The 14,232-nt window shown below is 71.9% G+C and carries 11 protein-coding genes; 3 read left to right on the plus strand and 8 right to left on the minus strand.

What is annotated here, in order from left to right; translation table 11 throughout:
- Nucleotides 1–179: 179 nt before the first annotated feature.
- The gene (locus ACH4KB_RS19115) at nt 180–2,069 is read right to left on the minus strand and encodes an AMP-dependent synthetase/ligase (protein WP_398067062.1); all 1,890 of its coding nucleotides are present in this window, start codon (nt 2,067–2,069) and stop codon (nt 180–182) included.
- A 272-nt stretch (nt 2,070–2,341) separates the two neighbouring features.
- A complete protein-coding gene (lepA, locus tag ACH4KB_RS19120) occupies nt 2,342–4,216 on the minus strand; it encodes a translation elongation factor 4 (protein WP_228922660.1) in 1,875 nt (624 codons plus the stop codon).
- 216 nt (nt 4,217–4,432) lie between these two features.
- On the opposite strand from lepA, the gene rpsT reads away from it, so the two are divergent.
- Entirely contained in the window at nt 4,433–4,699 is a 267-nt protein-coding gene (rpsT, locus tag ACH4KB_RS19125; protein ID WP_018961227.1) for a 30S ribosomal protein S20, read from the plus strand.
- 403 nt (nt 4,700–5,102) lie between these two features.
- Here rpsT and holA read toward each other — a convergent pair whose 3' ends face one another.
- Nucleotides 5,103–6,089 carry a DNA polymerase III subunit delta gene (holA, locus tag ACH4KB_RS19130; protein WP_398067063.1) on the minus strand — a complete coding sequence of 329 codons (987 nt, stop codon included), beginning with the start codon at nt 6,087–6,089 and terminating at the stop codon, nt 5,103–5,105.
- Nucleotides 6,090–6,219: 130 nt separating this feature from the next.
- Here holA and ACH4KB_RS19135 point away from each other — a divergent pair, with 130 nt between their 5' ends.
- Nucleotides 6,220–6,465, plus strand: coding sequence for a hypothetical protein (locus tag ACH4KB_RS19135; protein WP_032791316.1), 246 nt, complete (start codon nt 6,220–6,222; stop codon nt 6,463–6,465).
- Nucleotides 6,466–6,504: 39 nt separating this feature from the next.
- Here ACH4KB_RS19135 and ACH4KB_RS19140 read toward each other — a convergent pair whose 3' ends face one another.
- Together ACH4KB_RS19140 and ACH4KB_RS19145 are read right to left on the minus strand one after the other, a co-directional pair.
- Nucleotides 6,505–7,386 (minus strand): YceI family protein, encoded by an 882-nt coding sequence (locus tag ACH4KB_RS19140; RefSeq protein ID WP_398067223.1) that lies wholly within the window; start codon nt 7,384–7,386, stop codon nt 6,505–6,507.
- 234 nt (nt 7,387–7,620) lie between these two features.
- Complete coding sequence (locus ACH4KB_RS19145; RefSeq protein WP_398067064.1) at nt 7,621–8,496, minus strand: arylamine N-acetyltransferase; 876 nt, start codon at nt 8,494–8,496, stop codon at nt 7,621–7,623.
- Between the two features lie 295 nt (nt 8,497–8,791).
- Between ACH4KB_RS19145 and ACH4KB_RS19150 the strand changes: the two genes are divergently transcribed.
- Nucleotides 8,792–9,250: a pyridoxamine 5'-phosphate oxidase family protein gene (locus ACH4KB_RS19150; RefSeq protein ID WP_398067065.1), complete on the plus strand. Its 459-nt coding sequence runs from the start codon at nt 8,792–8,794 to the stop codon at nt 9,248–9,250.
- A gap of 11 nt (nt 9,251–9,261) precedes the next feature.
- On the opposite strand, the gene ACH4KB_RS19155 is transcribed toward ACH4KB_RS19150, so the two are convergent.
- The 3 genes from ACH4KB_RS19155 to ACH4KB_RS19165 form a co-directional block, all read right to left on the minus strand.
- A complete protein-coding gene (locus ACH4KB_RS19155; protein WP_398067066.1) occupies nt 9,262–11,874 on the minus strand; it encodes a ComEC/Rec2 family competence protein in 2,613 nt (870 codons plus the stop codon).
- Complete coding sequence (locus ACH4KB_RS19160; protein WP_398067067.1) at nt 11,871–12,560, minus strand: helix-hairpin-helix domain-containing protein; 690 nt, start codon at nt 12,558–12,560, stop codon at nt 11,871–11,873. The genes ACH4KB_RS19155 and ACH4KB_RS19160 overlap by 4 nt, the downstream gene beginning before the upstream one ends.
- A gap of 723 nt (nt 12,561–13,283) precedes the next feature.
- Nucleotides 13,284–14,129: a DegV family protein gene (locus ACH4KB_RS19165; RefSeq protein WP_398067068.1), complete on the minus strand. Its 846-nt coding sequence runs from the start codon at nt 14,127–14,129 to the stop codon at nt 13,284–13,286.
- Between the last annotated feature and the right edge of the window lie 103 nt (nt 14,130–14,232).

The following is a 14,232-nucleotide window of genomic DNA, read 5'->3' on the forward strand; positions in this document are numbered from 1 at the left end:
AAACACCCCCCCCCCCCCCCCCCCCCCGGCGGCGCGGGGGGGGGGGGGGGCGGCGGCCGCGGGGGGGGGGGGGGGGCCCCCCCGGGGGGCCCCCCCCCCCCCCCCCGCCGGTGCCCGTCCGGGGCCGAGCCCCCGGACGGCCGCCATGAGAGGCTCGCGCCCCGCGCCGGCCGCGTGGCTCAGGCCTCGCGCGAGCCCGCGTACATCTCGTCGATGAGCCCCCGGTACTCCCGCTCGACGACCGGGCGCTTCAGCTTGAGGCTGGGGGTCAGCTCGCCGTGCTCGACGTCCAGGTCACGCGGCAGGAGGCGGAACTTCTTGATGGTCTGCCAGCGCTGGAGGCCCTCGTTGAGGCGCTTGACGTACCCGTCGATCAGCTCGACGGTCTGCGGGGCGGCGACGACCTCCGCGTACGACTTGCCCTCCAGGCCGTTCTCGGCGGCCCAGCCGAGGAGGGTGGGGCCGTCGAGCGCGATGAGCGCGGTGCAGAAGTTACGGTCCGCGCCGTGCACCAGGATGTTGGAGACGAACGGGCAGACCGCCTTGAACTGGCCCTCGACCTCCGCCGGGGCGACGTACTTTCCGCCGGACGTCTTGATCAGGTCCTTCTTGCGGTCGGTGATGCGCAGGTAGCCGTCGACCGACAGCTCGCCGATGTCCCCGGTGTGGATCCAGCCGTCCGACTCCAGGACCTCTTCGGTCTTGTCGGGCAGGTTGTGGTAGCCCTCCATCACGCCGGGGCCGCGCAGCAGGATCTCCCCGTCGTCGGCGATGCGCACCTCGGTGCCGGGGAGCGGCTTGCCGACGGTGCCGGTGCGGTAGGCCTCGCCCGGGTTGACGAAGGAGGCGGCGCTGGTCTCGGTGAGGCCGTACCCCTCCAGGATGTGGACGCCGGCGCCCGCGAAGAAGTAGCCGATGTCCGGGGCGAGGGCGGCGGAGCCGGAGATACAGGCGCGCAGCCGGCCGCCGAAGGCCTCACGGATCTTGGAGTAGACGAGGGCGTCGGCGACCTTGTGCTTGGCGCCGAGCGCGAAGGGGACGGAGGCGTTGCCGGTGCGGCGGAAGTTGTCCTGGGAGACCTTGGCGTACTCGCGGGCGACCTCGGCCGCCCACTGGAAGATCTTGTACTTGGCGCCACCACCCGCGCGGGCCTTGGAGGCGACCCCGTTGTAGACCTTCTCGAAGATCCGGGGCACGGCGGCCATGTAGGTCGGCTGGACGATCGGCAGGTTCTCGATGATCTTGTCGATGCGGCCGTCGATCGCGGTGACGTGGCCGACCTCGATCTGCCCGGAGGTGAGGACCTTGCCGAAGACGTGGGCGAGCGGCAGCCAGAGGTACTGCACGTCCTCGGCCGTGATCAGCCCGGTCGCCACGGTGGCCTTGGCCATGTACGACCAGTTGTCGTGCGGCAGCCGTACGCCCTTGGGGCGGCCGGTGGTGCCCGAGGTGTAGATGAGGGTGGCGAGCTGGTCGGCGGTGATCGCGGCGACCCGCCCGGTGACCGCGTCCGGGGTCTCGGCGAGGAGCTCGGCGCCCTGGGCCTCCAGCTCGGCGAGGGTGATGATCCAGCCCTCGGGGTCGTCATCGGCGGGCTCGACGCCGGCCGGGTCGATGACCACCACATGGGCGAGGTTCGGCAGGTCCGCGCGGGTCTCCCGGGCCTTGGCCAGCTGCTCGGCGTCCTCCGCGATGAGGATCCGGCTCTCGGAGTCGGCCAGGATGAAGGCGGACTCCTCGGCGTTCGTGGACGGGTAGATGGTGGTCGTCGCGGCGCCCGCGCACATCACCCCGAGGTCGATGAGGATCCATTCCACCCGGGTGGCCGAGGAGAGGGCGACCCGCTCCTCCGGCCGCACGCCGAGGGCGATCAGACCGGCGGCGATCGCGTAGACCCGCTCCGAGGCCTGGCCCCAGCTCAACGACTTCCAGTCGTCGGGACCCGAGCCCGAGGCCGACGGCACCGGATAGCGGTACGCCTCCCCGTCCGGGGTCGCCGCCACGCGGTCGATGAAGAGGGACGCCACGGAGGGCGGCCGGTTATCGATCAGGGTCTGTGTGTCGCTCACGACGTCCTCCGGGCCTGCGGCATTGCTACGACCGGCTTCTTTGATAGGGCGACTGGCTGCTGTGGTCCCGCTGCCTACCGCCTACTGCCTACTGCTCCCGTGCTTCTGCGCAACCTGCTTGGTCGGGCTTGTTTAACTGACCAGTAACCATCGAGTCGTGATCAGAGTAGAACGCGCGTGTCCGCCACGTAAGGGGCAACGGACCGCAGCTTTCATAACGAAAGGGCCCCCACGCCGGTACTGCTGCGGCATGAGGACCCTTGGAGAGCGGACTACTTCTTGCCCTTGCTCTCACCCGCGGACTCGTCGGTCGACAGGACGGAGATGAAGGCGTCCTGCGGAACCTCCACGTTGCCGACCATCTTCATCCGCTTCTTGCCCTCCTTCTGCTTCTCCAGCAGCTTCCGCTTACGGGAGATGTCACCGCCGTAGCACTTGGCGAGGACGTCCTTGCGGATGGCGCGGACGGTCTCCCGGGCGATGACCCGGGCGCCGATGGCCGCCTGGATCGGCACCTCGAAGTTCTGCCGGGGGATGAGCTTCTGCAGCTTGGCGACGAGCCGTACGCCGTACGCGTACGCCTTGTCCTTGTGGGTGACCGCGGAGAACGCGTCCACCTTGTCGCCGTGCAGCAGGATGTCGACCTTGACGAGCTGGGCCGACTGCTCGCCGGTGGGCTCGTAGTCGAGGGAGGCGTAACCCCGGGTCTTGGACTTCAGCTGGTCGAAGAAGTCGAAGACGATCTCCGCGAGCGGCAGGGTGTAGCGGATCTCGACCCGGTCCTCGGAGAGGTAGTCCATGCCGAGCAGGGTGCCGCGCCGGTTCTGGCACAGCTCCATGATCGCGCCGATGAACTCGCTCGGGGCCAGCACCGTGGCGCGGACGACCGGCTCGTGCACCTTGTCGATCTTGCCCTCGGGGAACTCGCTCGGGTTGGTGACGACGTGCTCGGAGCCGTCCTCCATCTCGACGCGGTAGACCACGTTCGGGGCGGTGGCGATCAGATCGAGGCCGAACTCGCGCTCCAGCCGCTCACGGACCACGTCCAGGTGGAGCAGGCCGAGGAAGCCGACGCGGAAGCCGAAGCCGAGCGCGGCGGAGGTCTCCGGCTCGTAGACCAGGGCGGCGTCGTTGAGCTGGAGCTTGTCCAGCGCCTCGCGCAGGTCCGGGTAGTCCGAGCCGTCCAGCGGATACAGCCCGGAGAACACCATCGGCTTGGGCTCCTTGTAGCCGCCCAGCGCCTCGGTCGCCCCGTTGTGCAGCGAGGTGATCGTGTCACCCACCTTGGACTGCCGGACGTCCTTCACCCCGGTGATGATGTAGCCGACCTCACCCACGCCGATGCCGTCGGCCGGGGTCATCTCGGGGGACGACACCCCGATCTCCAGCAGCTCGTGGGTGGCGCCGGTCGACATCATGCGGATGCGCTCGCGCTTGTTGAGCTGCCCGTCGATGACACGGACATAGGTGACGACACCGCGGTACGCGTCGTAGACCGAGTCGAAGATCATCGCGCGGGCGGGGGCGTCCGCGACGCCGACCGGGGCCGGCACGTCCCGCACGACCCGGTCGAGCAGCGCGTCCACGCCGACGCCGGTCTTCGCGGAGACCTTGAGCACGTCCTCGGGCTGGCAGCCGATGAGGTTGGCCAGCTCCTCGGAGAACTTCTCCGGCTGGGCGGCCGGGAGGTCGATCTTGTTGAGCACCGGGACGATGGTGAGGTCGTTCTCCATCGCAAGATAGAGGTTGGCCAGCGTCTGGGCCTCGATGCCCTGCGCTGCGTCGACCAGCAGCACCGTGCCCTCGCAGGCCGCGAGCGAACGGGAGACCTCGTAGGTGAAGTCCACGTGGCCCGGGGTGTCGATCATGTTGAGGACATGGGTGGTGCCCGTGTCCTCACCCGTGTTGGGGGCCCAGGGCAGCCGGACCGCCTGGGACTTGATGGTGATGCCGCGCTCGCGCTCGATGTCCATCCGGTCGAGGTACTGAGCACGCATCTGCCGCTGGTCGACCACTCCGGTCAGCTGAAGCATCCGGTCGGCGAGGGTCGACTTGCCGTGGTCGATGTGCGCGATGATGCAGAAATTGCGGATCAGCGCCGGGTCGGTACGGCTCGGCTCGGGCACGTTGGAAGGAGTCGCGGGCACGCAGGGTCCTGATTCTTGAGACGCCGAACGCCGTGTCTCGGGTCGATGTCGGGTCGGTCGGATCGATACGTAGGCTCCATCGTCCCACGCCTGCGGGACAGCGACCGGTTTGGGCCGGTCGGAGGGTGACTGCTACCGTGGACAGCTGTGCCTCGTGGCTCTCACGAGCGGCGCGGCTCACCTGGAAGATCCAACGAACCTGAAAAGGCTCTATTCGTGGCGAACATCAAGTCCCAGATCAAGCGGAACAAGACCAACGAGAAGGCGCGCCTGCGCAACAAGGCCGTCAAGTCGTCGCTCAAGACCGCGATCCGCAAGGCCCGCGAGGCCGCCGTTGCCGGTGACGTCGAGAAGGCCACCACGGCCGTCCGCGACGCTTCCCGTCAGCTCGACAAGGCTGTCTCGAAGGGTGTCATCCACAAGAACGCCGCCGCCAACAAGAAGTCGGCGCTGGCGTCCAAGGTTGCCGCCCTGCAGGCCTGAGCTTCTTCCCGAAGCTCACTGATGTGACCGCCGGAACGGACCAGACGGGCCCTCTCTCCCGCCCCTGACCGGCACCCCGCGCCGCACACCGAACCTGCGTTCGCCACGCGGGTGCGGCGCACTCAGAGTGTGACCCGGAAGCCCCGGCCCCCGATCTCCCCAGATCGAGGACCGGGGCTTCCGCGCGTGAGGCGACATCCAACGCACCGGGGCGCCCCCAGCCCGTCCGGTGCTTGAGGACGGAACCGGCGATCGCACGAGGGCCCGCACGCGCCCAGCACGATGCCGAGGCAATCCCAGCACGATGCCGGGGCACCCCCAGCCCGTCCGGCGCTTGAGGACGGAACCGGTCACCACAGGGCCCCGCGCCCGGCGGCGAACCGCCCGCCCCGCCCCGAGAGGCCTACCGCCCGGCCCGCGCGGCCCGCGCAACGGCGACGACGGCCTTCTCCAGGGCGTAGTCGGGGTCGTCCCCCCCGCCCTTCACCCCCGCGTCCGCCGCCGCCACCGCCCGCAGCGCCACCGCGACCCCGTCCGGCGTCCATCCGCGCATCTGTTGCCGCACCCGGTCGATCTTCCACGGCGGCATACCCAGCTCCCGGGCCAGATCCGCCGGCCGGCCGCCCCGGGCCGAGGACAGCTTCCCGATCGCCCGTACCCCCTGCGCCAACGCACTGGTGATCAGGACGGGCGGGACCCCGGTCGACAGCGACCACCGCAGTGCCTCCAGCGCCTCCGCCGCGCGCCCCTCGACCGCCCGGTCGGCGACGGTGAACGACGAGGCCTCCGCCCGCCCGGTGTAATAGCGCCCGACGACCGCCTCGTCGATCGTGCCCTCGACGTCCGCGATCAGCTGGGACACCGCACTCGCCAGCTCCCGCAGATCGCTGCCGATGGAGTCGACCAACGCCTGGCAGGCCTCCGGCGTCGCGGACCGTCCGTGCGCCCGGAACTCCGACCGTACGAAGGAGAGCCGCTCGGCGGGCTTGGTGGTCTTCGGACAGGCGACCTCCCGCGCCCCGGCCTTGCGCGCCGCGTCCAGCAGCCCCTTGCCCTTGGCACCGCCCGCGTGCAGCAGGACGAGCGTGATCTCCTCGACCGGCGCGCCGAGATACGCCTTGACGTCCTTGATCGTGTCGGCCGAGAGGTCCTGCGCGTTGCGCACGATCACGACCTTGCGCTCGGCGAAGAGCGAGGGGCTGGTGAGCTCGGCGAGCGTGCCGGGCTGCAACTGGTCGGATGCCAGATCACGTACGTCCGTGTCGGCGTCGGCAGCGCGGGCGGCCACCACCACCTGCCGCACCGCACGGTCCAGGAGGAGGTCCTCCTGGCCCACGGCGAGGGTGAGGGGCGCGAGCGGATCGTCGGTGGAATTCTTCCTGGTGGCCATCACGATCCAGCATCCCACGCCCCACTGACAGCCCGGGCTGCCCCGGGCATCGGTGCGCTGGACCGGGGCACGAGTCCGGTGCGCTGGACCGGGGCACGAGACGCGAACGCCCGTACCGGAGAATGACCGGGTGAGCGATGTGAGACATGTACTGGTGCTGCCCGACCGTGATGCCGCGGAGGAGGTGGCCGGGGAGCTGGCGGACCGCTTCGGGGTCGCCGAGGAGCCTCAGCTCGTACGGGACGCGCTGGCCGGCGAGGACGACGCCGAGGACGCCCAGTGGCTGGTGGTCGTGGAGGACGCGGCCGGACGCCTGGACCCGGCCGCGCTCGACGCGTTCGCGGAGGAGTACGAAGGCTGGCTGGAGAAGCCGTGACGCCCGGCCGGAGCGGCCCTCGGGAACGGTCCGGCCCGCTCAGCCCTTGGGCACGATCTGGATGTCCAGGTCGATGACGATGCTGGGCCCCACCACGGCGATCCCGCGCGCCACCATGGTCTGCCAGGTGAGGGTGAAATCCTCGCGGTGCAGTTCGGTGGTGGCCCGGCAGGCGGCGCGCGTCTCGCCCTCCAGGCCGCTGCCGATCCCGAGGTACTGGGTGTCCAGCGTCACGGTACGGCTGACGCCGTGCAGGGTCAGCGCCCCGGTGACGCCCCACCGGCTGCCGCCCCGGTGGACGAAGCGCTCACTGTAGAACTCCAGCGTCGGGTAGCGGCCGACGTCGAGGAAGTCGCCGGAGCGCAGGTGGTCGTCGCGCATCTGCACATTGGTGTCGATCGAGGCCGCGTCGATGATCACGTGCATGGCGGAGTCCTCCATGCGGTCGGCGATCCGGACCGCCCCGGCGAAGGTGTTGAACCTGCCGTGGATGCGCGCCAGCCCGATGTGCCGGGCGGTGAAACCGATCTGCGAGTGGTTCGGCTCGATGTCCCAGTCGCCGGGGTCGGGCAGCTGCGGCGGCTGCGCCACCTGGAGGGTCACATCGCCCAGAGTGGCGTGCGCGCCCTCGGCCACCGTCACCGCTCCGTGGAACGGGGTGAAGCCCTCGGCCGTGATCGCCAGCCGGTAGTCGCCCGCCGGGACCGTGGCGAGAACACTGCCGAAGGGGTCCGTCTCGCCGCCGATCACCTTGCGTCCAGCGCTGTCGGTCACGACGAACTCGGCCTGCCGAACCGGCTCGTTGACCGGATCCAGCACCCGGCAGTTGAGCACGCCCGCGCTACGGGGCACCCGGAATCCGGCGAAGGCCCCACCGCGCCCACCCGCCTGGCCTCTGTTTTCCAGCCAACGGCCGAACATCTCTACGTACCCCCAGGGGCGCTGCACGCTTCGGACCCCTGACATATGGACGTCTTTGTCGGATCAGCGGCCCGCCGACGAATATGCATTCGATCACTATTGCGGCGTTCGAGGCAAACGGAGGGCCTCGGGGGGTCTTGTACGGAGCTGCCACAAGGTGTAATGAGGTGCACGGACGTATGGCGAGATGCGACGAGCCGCGTCGAGTGGCGTTCGTCCGTAGCGTTTCGCGTGTCACCCGCCGACGGCGGGCCCCGGTGCCGCGGCCGTCTCCCGGAGTCGGGGAACCCGGGAGAGCCGCACCCCGAAGTGGTCCCGGTAGGCGGCGAGCACCTCCTCGTCCGTGGCCAGTTCCGTACGGTGCTGATCCCCGCCGACCGTGGTGATCAGGGTCCGCCCGCTCAGCGTCACCCTCCCGGTCTCCGTGTACCGGGAGCACACCAGGGACCGGGTGAAGTGCGAGTCCGGCGAGGTGCGGTGGTACCAGGCCCCTCCCCGGAACTCCGGCAGCGTCCGCGGTCTCAGGTCGAGCCGGAACTGCCGTGAGCCTCCGCGCAGCAGATCCAGATCCCCATGCGGCGCCTGACGGAGCCGGAACACCCCCCGGGGATCCTCCTGCTCCGCCCGGTCGTCGAGCGCCAGCGGCCACATCGCGTTGTCGCCGAACCCGACATCCGCCAGCCAGGGCCCCGTACCGTCCTCGGTCTCCACCCGCAGCGCCATGTGGTCGTACGGAATACCCAGGCGGCCGCCGTCGCCGAAAACCCGGGCCTGGAGGAGGGTCACCCGGAAGCCGAGGGCACGCAGCAACGCCCCGAACGCGCCGTTCAGTTCGTAGCAGAAGCCCCCGCGACCGCCGGTCACCTTGGCCATGAGCGCCCGTTCCTCCAGCACGATGTCCTCGCCCAGATGGACCGAGAGGTTCTCGAAGGGCACGGCGAGCAGATGCCGGTGCTGCAGTTCGCGCAGCGCTTCGACGTCGGCCCGCGCCGGACGGTCCGCGCCGATCCGGGTGAGATAGGCGTCGACGGCAGCGGGGGTGATGCCGTCGACGCCGTTGTCGGGTCCCGGTACGGAGGCGCCGGACGTCGTGGGTTTCTGCGAGGTCATGGGCACAGTCTGCGCCCGCTTCCGCCCCACGGACCACCGGTCCCACGACGGTCCTAGGTCCTGTCGTCGAACTCCCGCCGTCGCCCGAAGGGCGGCCCTGCGGGGTCAGGTGCGTGCTCTCGGTGTGCCGGGCGCAGGTCCGCGTACTGGACGTACTCGGGCGTGTGCCCGGTGCGGCGAGAGTGCGTGCATGGCGCCGCGGGGCAGGCGGGAGTTCGACGACAGGGCCTAGGACTACTGACCGAGGCCTGTTGCCCGAGGCGTGGCACGGTGATCGCGTTCTAGCCTGACGGGCATGACCGAACACGATCCCGCGCGCAGCCGGGAGCAGCGCAAGCAGGACACCCTGGACCGTCTGCGACAGGACGAGGACGCGTGGGTGGCGACAGCCTCCGCGGACGGCGTTCCCACGCTGGTCCCACTGTCGTTCCTCTGGGACGACGACACCGGCACCCTGGTCATGGCCACCCGGCGGACCAATCCCACCGCCGTCAACGTGACTCCCGACGGCCCGATCCGCGTCACCCTCGGCCCCACGCGCGACGTGGTGCTGATCGAGGGCCGGGCGAGGATCCTGGAGGGGGCCGACCTTCCCCCCGCGACAAGGGAAGCCTTCGCCGCGAAGCTCCGATGGAACCCGCGCACCCCCGTCTGGGTGTTTCTGCACATCACCCCCCACACCGTGCGCGCCTGGCGCGAGGTGAACGAACTGGCCGACCGCGACCTGATGCTCACCGGAGCATGGCTGGTCTGACCCGCGCGATGTCATGACCGGCCCACCGCCCGCAACGCCTTCCCGGTGCCCGTCACCGCGATCGGGCCGTCGGTGTCGGTGCGCAGGACCCGGGCCCCGGCCGCCCTGAGGGCGCCCACCGTGCGGGCCGAGGGGTGTCCGTACGGGTTGTCCGCGCCGCAGGAGATGAGCGCCAGCCTCGGCCGTACGCTGTGGAGCAGCCCGGTGTCCTGGAACGCCGAGCCGTGGTGGGCCACCTTGAGGACGTCCACGGGACCCGCGGCCTCCCGGCCGCGCAGCAGCTCCCGCTGGGCCGGGGGTTCGAGGTCCCCGAGGAGCAGCAGCGTCAGCCCGCCGGCCGCCCGTACGCGCAGCGTGACGCTGGAGTCGTTCGGCTCCCGCACCAGCGCCCCCACTCCCCCGGTCCCTTGGCGCGGCCAGAGGACCCGCCAGTCGACCGGGCCCGCGCGGCGGCGCTCACCCGCCAGGGCCCGCATCGTCGGGACCCGCGCCGCAGCCGCTGTCCGCCGTACGAACGCGGCCTGTTCCGGCGGCTCTTCGAGGCCCGTCGTCTGGATCGCGCCCACCGCCCTGCCCCGGAGCACGCCCGGCAGCCCGCGCACATGGTCGGCGTGGAAGTGGGTGAGAACCACGAGGGGCACACGGGTCACCGCGAGGTCGCGCAGACACCGGTCGACCGCACGGGGGTCGGGTCCGGTGTCGACGACCACCCCCGTGCCCTCCCCCGCCATGAGCACCATGGCGTCGCCCTGCCCCACGTCGCAGAGGGCGAACGCCCAGTCGGGCGGCGGCCATCCGGTCATGATCCGGGTCAGCGGAACCGGCCTCAGCACCGCCAGCACGAGGAGCAGCCCGGTGGCCGCGCAGATCCACGGGCGCCGGGCCAGCCTCGGCGCCAGGAGCACGGCCAGCACCGTGAGGCCGGCCAGCAGCGCCGCGCCGGACCACCCTCCGGGCCACTTGGCCTCCGCTCCGGGGAGCCCCGCTCCCGTGCGGGCGACCGTGGCGACCCACCCGACCGGCCAGCCCGCGATCCCGGCCAGCAGTTCGGCCACCGGCGGGGAGACCGGGGCGAAGGCCAGGGCCGCGAACCCGAGCACGGTCGCCGGTGCCACGGCGAACTCCGCCAGCAGGTTGCACGGGACCGCCACCAGGCTGACCCGTGAGGCCAGGACCACCACCACGGGTGCGCACACGGCCTGCGCGGCCGCCGCCGCGGCCAGCACCTCGGCGAGCCTCCCCGGCACCCGCCGCGCCCGCAGGGCGGCGCTCCACCGTGGCGCGAGGGTCAGCAGCGCACCGGTGGCGAGCACCGACAGCAGGAAACCGTAGCTCCGGGCGAGCCAGGGATCGTAGAGGAGCAGGAGGACGACAGCCGCCGCCAGGGCGGGAATCAGGGACCTCCGACGCCCTGTTCCGATCGCGAGGAGCGTGATGAGACCGCAGGCTGCCGCGCGGAGCACGCTCGGTTCCGGACGGCACACGACGATGAAGGCGAGGGTCAGCCCACCGCCGATCAACGCGGTGCCCCGCAGCGAAAGCCCCAACAGGGGTGCCAGCCCACGCCGTTCCGCGCTCAGTGCCGATCCCGGCGGCCCGACGAGGAGAAAGAGCAAAATCGATAAATTGGCCCCGGAGACGCTCAAAAGGTGCGTCAGGTCAGTCGCCTTGAAAGCGTCGTGGAGTTCGGGCGGGACCCTGGAGGTGTCTCCGACCACCAACCCCGGCAACAGCGCACGGGCGTCCGCGTCCAGATCGTCCGTCGCCTCCCGCAGCCCGGCGCGCAGTTCCCCGGCCATGCGCTGGATCGGCGTCGGCGGCCCGGTGATCCGAGGCGCCCCCTCGTCGTCCACCCGGAGGACCGCAGCCAGGCGTTCGCCCTCATGGGCGGGGGGCGAGAGCCTGCCGCCGAGCCGGAGCCGGGTGGACGGCAGCAGCTTCTGCCAGTCCGCCCGGTGGTCGCCCGCCGCGACCATGAGCAGCACCGGGGTCCGGACCCGGGTGCGCGAGCCGTCCGGCTTCCGCATCTCCATGACCTCGGCGTCGATCAGGAGAAGGGCCGGGGCGCTGTGGCTGCCCCGGACCGCCGGGCGGGTCGTCCGGGGATCCGAGGTCACCCGTACGTCGGCGTCGATCCGCGCGTACTCCTCTGCCAGCCCGGGGACGGGACCGCGCCGGACATCGGCGCCGTGGAGTCCGGCCACGGCCGCGCCCGCCGCCGCGCACAGCAGGACGGCTCCCCCGGCGGCGACGGCCCGGGACCGTCGGGCGGGCCGCCCCTCCCGCGCGGTGCGCGAGGCCACCGCCAGCAGAACGACCGCCGGAACCAGGCAGGCGGCTGCCACGGCGGCCACCCACCGCCCCGGCAGCCCCAGCGTCGACGCCGCAGCCGCCCAGACCGCCAGGGCGGGCGGAACGAGCCGCAGGTCCGCGGGCCCGTCGCCCCGCGCCCCGGCCCCACCCGGCGTTCCCGCATCACTCGGCGCATCCGAACCACTCCGCGTTCCCGGAACACTCGGCGCATCCGCATCACTCCGCGTTCCCGGAACACTCGGTGCGCACGCCGAACTGCCCGCGACATCGCCCGCTCCCCGAACGTGGGGCCGGGCCTCCCGGCTGCTCATGGCCGTACGAGCGGCTGGAGTTCGGCGAATCGGCGGTCGCCGATCCCGTTGACCTGCCTGAGCTCGTCGACGGACCGGAATCCGCTGTTCTCCGTGCGGTAGTCGATCATGTGCTGAGCCAGCACGGGCCCGACCCCTGGCAGCGTTTCCAACTGCTCCGCGGTCGCCGTGTTCAGGCTCAGCGGGGCCGAGGATCCGGGCCCACCCGGCGCGCCGCCCGGCCCGCCGGCCCCGGCGTGCCCGCCACTGCCCGGCCCGGGGACCCTAGGACCGGGCGGCAGACCCACGACGACCTGCTCACCGTCCAGCAGGACCCGTGCCCGATTGATCCCCGTCACATCCGTGCCCGCGCGCACACCACCCGCCGCGTCGAGCGCGTCCGCCACCCGCGAGCCCGCCGGAAGCCGACGGACCCCCGGCCGGCGCACCTTGCCGCTCACATCGACGACGATCTGCCCGCTCCCGCCCGCATCCACGTCCGGTGGCGCCCCCGCGGTCGGACGTGGGGCCTGTCCGGGGCCCCCGGACCGTAACGGGTCCGGGGGCAACGCGGGCGCCGCCGCCTCGTCGGCGACCGGTTCCGGCGGGCGCACGGCCTGGGGGCGTACGGACCAGAAGTGGAACGCCGCGACACCCACGGCGGCGATCAGCACCAGTCCGAGCACCACCGGCGTGCGCGGCGCCATCCCGCACCGGAGCCGCACCCACAACGCCAGTCGCTCCCGAACGGCTGACACCAGACGGCCCGCCCCAGCCGTACCCGTACCCCCGGACACCGCTCCCGGAGCGTCCGACGCGGGTGCGGGCACAGGCTCCGCCTCACGTACCCGTGCGGGCACAGGCTCCGCCTCACGTACCCGTGCGGGCACAGGCTCCGCCTCACGTACCGGTGCGGGCGCTGCACCGCGCCCTGGCCCGGGGGCACCTGCCATCAGCGCGTCCGCCCGACGCCGCGCGGCCGCCGCGGCACGGGCGGAACGCCCCCGCGCGGACAGCCGCCCACCGTGGCGTGCACCGGGACGCGCGCCGGGGCCCACGCCCGCCCGGCCGCTCGGGCGCGTGCCGGGCCCGCGCCGCATCCGTGCGGGCGGCCTCGCCGACAACGGGTCGGGCGGCGGAGGCGAAGACGGAGGCGGGTACGTGGACGATGCATCGGATGACAGGGCAGAGGCGGGAGGAGCATCGGGAGCCGACGCCGGAGAAGATCGAAGGGCCATGCCTCACGACGTTAGGCACATCCGCCCGAACCCGCTGAGCAGCACCGGTTCCTGTGGAAAGACCGGCGGTTGTGGACAACTCGACCACTCCACGGGGTGAAATCCCGCTCACCGAGAGGAGATCAGGGCGGAGAACTCGGCGCGGAGAGATCGGCGCGGAGAGATCAGGGCGGAGAGATCACCGTAGAGAGATCACCGTAGAGAGATCACCGCGCCGAGCAGCCCCGGCCCCGTGTGCGCCCCGATCACCGCGCCGACCTCGCTGACGTGGAGGTCGACCAGGCCGGGAACGCGCTCGCGCAGCCGCTCGGCCAGGCGCTCCGCGCGCTCCGGGGCGGCGAGGTGGTGCACGGCGATGTCCACCGGGGCCGTCCCCGCCCGCTCGGCGACGATCTCCTCCAGGCGGGCGATGGCCTTGGACGCCGTCCGCACCTTCTCCAGCATCTCGATCCGTCCCGCGTCGAGCTCCAGGATCGGTTTCACCGCCAGCGCGGATCCCAGCAGGGCCTGCGCCGTACCGATGCGTCCGCCCCGGCGCAGATAGTCGAGTGTGTCGACATAGAAATACGCCGAGGTACCCGCGGCCCGCTTCTCTGCGGCCGACACCGCCTCGTCCAGGCCGCCGCCCGCCTCGGCGGTCTCCGCAGCCGCCAGAGCGCAGAATCCGAGGGCCATGGCGACCATGCCGGTGTCCACCACACGTACCGGGACGGGGGCGTCCGCCGCCGCGAGCAGCGCGGCGTCGTACGTGCCCGAGAACTCCGACGACAGGTGCAGCGACACCACCGCGTCCGCGCCGCCCTCGGCCGCCGCCCGGTAGGCCGCGGCGAAGACCTCGGGGCTGGGGCGGGACGTGGTCACGGAGTGGCGTTTCCGCAGAGCCAGGGCGAGCGAGCGGGCCGAGATCTCCGTGCCCTCCTCCAGCGCCCGGTCGCCCAGGACGACGGTCAGCGGCACTGCGGTGATGCCGTGCCGTTCCATCGTCGGGCGCGGCAGGTAGGCCGTGGAATCGGTGACGATAGCGACATGGCGGGACATGAGCCGGAGGTTACCTGGCGTGGTGGGAGTGCGGCAGCCCGGCCCCGGCCCTCTGATCATTCATGGCCGCTCAGGAACGTATCCGGCCGGGTCGTGGATAGGC

This window comes from Streptomyces sp. NPDC017520 (assembly GCF_044329855.1).
In the GTDB taxonomy this organism is placed as follows: domain Bacteria; phylum Actinomycetota; class Actinomycetes; order Streptomycetales; family Streptomycetaceae; genus Streptomyces.

Bases quoted from the DNA above. Each gene is read 5' to 3' on its own strand.
- holA (WP_398067063.1), bottom strand. From the start codon at position 6,089: ATGGCCACCAGGAAGAATTCCACCGACGATCCGCTCGCGCCCCTCACC.
- ACH4KB_RS19140 (WP_398067223.1), bottom strand. From the start codon at position 7,386: ATGTTCGGCCGTTGGCTGGAAAACAGAGGCCAGGCGGGTGGGCGCGGT.
- ACH4KB_RS19145 (WP_398067064.1), bottom strand. From the start codon at position 8,496: ATGACCTCGCAGAAACCCACGACGTCCGGCGCCTCCGTACCGGGACCC.
- ACH4KB_RS19150 (WP_398067065.1), top strand. From the start codon at position 8,792: ATGACCGAACACGATCCCGCGCGCAGCCGGGAGCAGCGCAAGCAGGAC.
- ACH4KB_RS19155 (WP_398067066.1), bottom strand. From the start codon at position 11,874: ATGAGCAGCCGGGAGGCCCGGCCCCACGTTCGGGGAGCGGGCGATGTC.
- ACH4KB_RS19160 (WP_398067067.1), bottom strand. From the start codon at position 12,560: ATGGCGCCGCGCACGCCGGTGGTGCTCGGACTGGTGCTGATCGCCGCC.
- ACH4KB_RS19165 (WP_398067068.1), bottom strand. From the start codon at position 14,129: ATGTCCCGCCATGTCGCTATCGTCACCGATTCCACGGCCTACCTGCCG.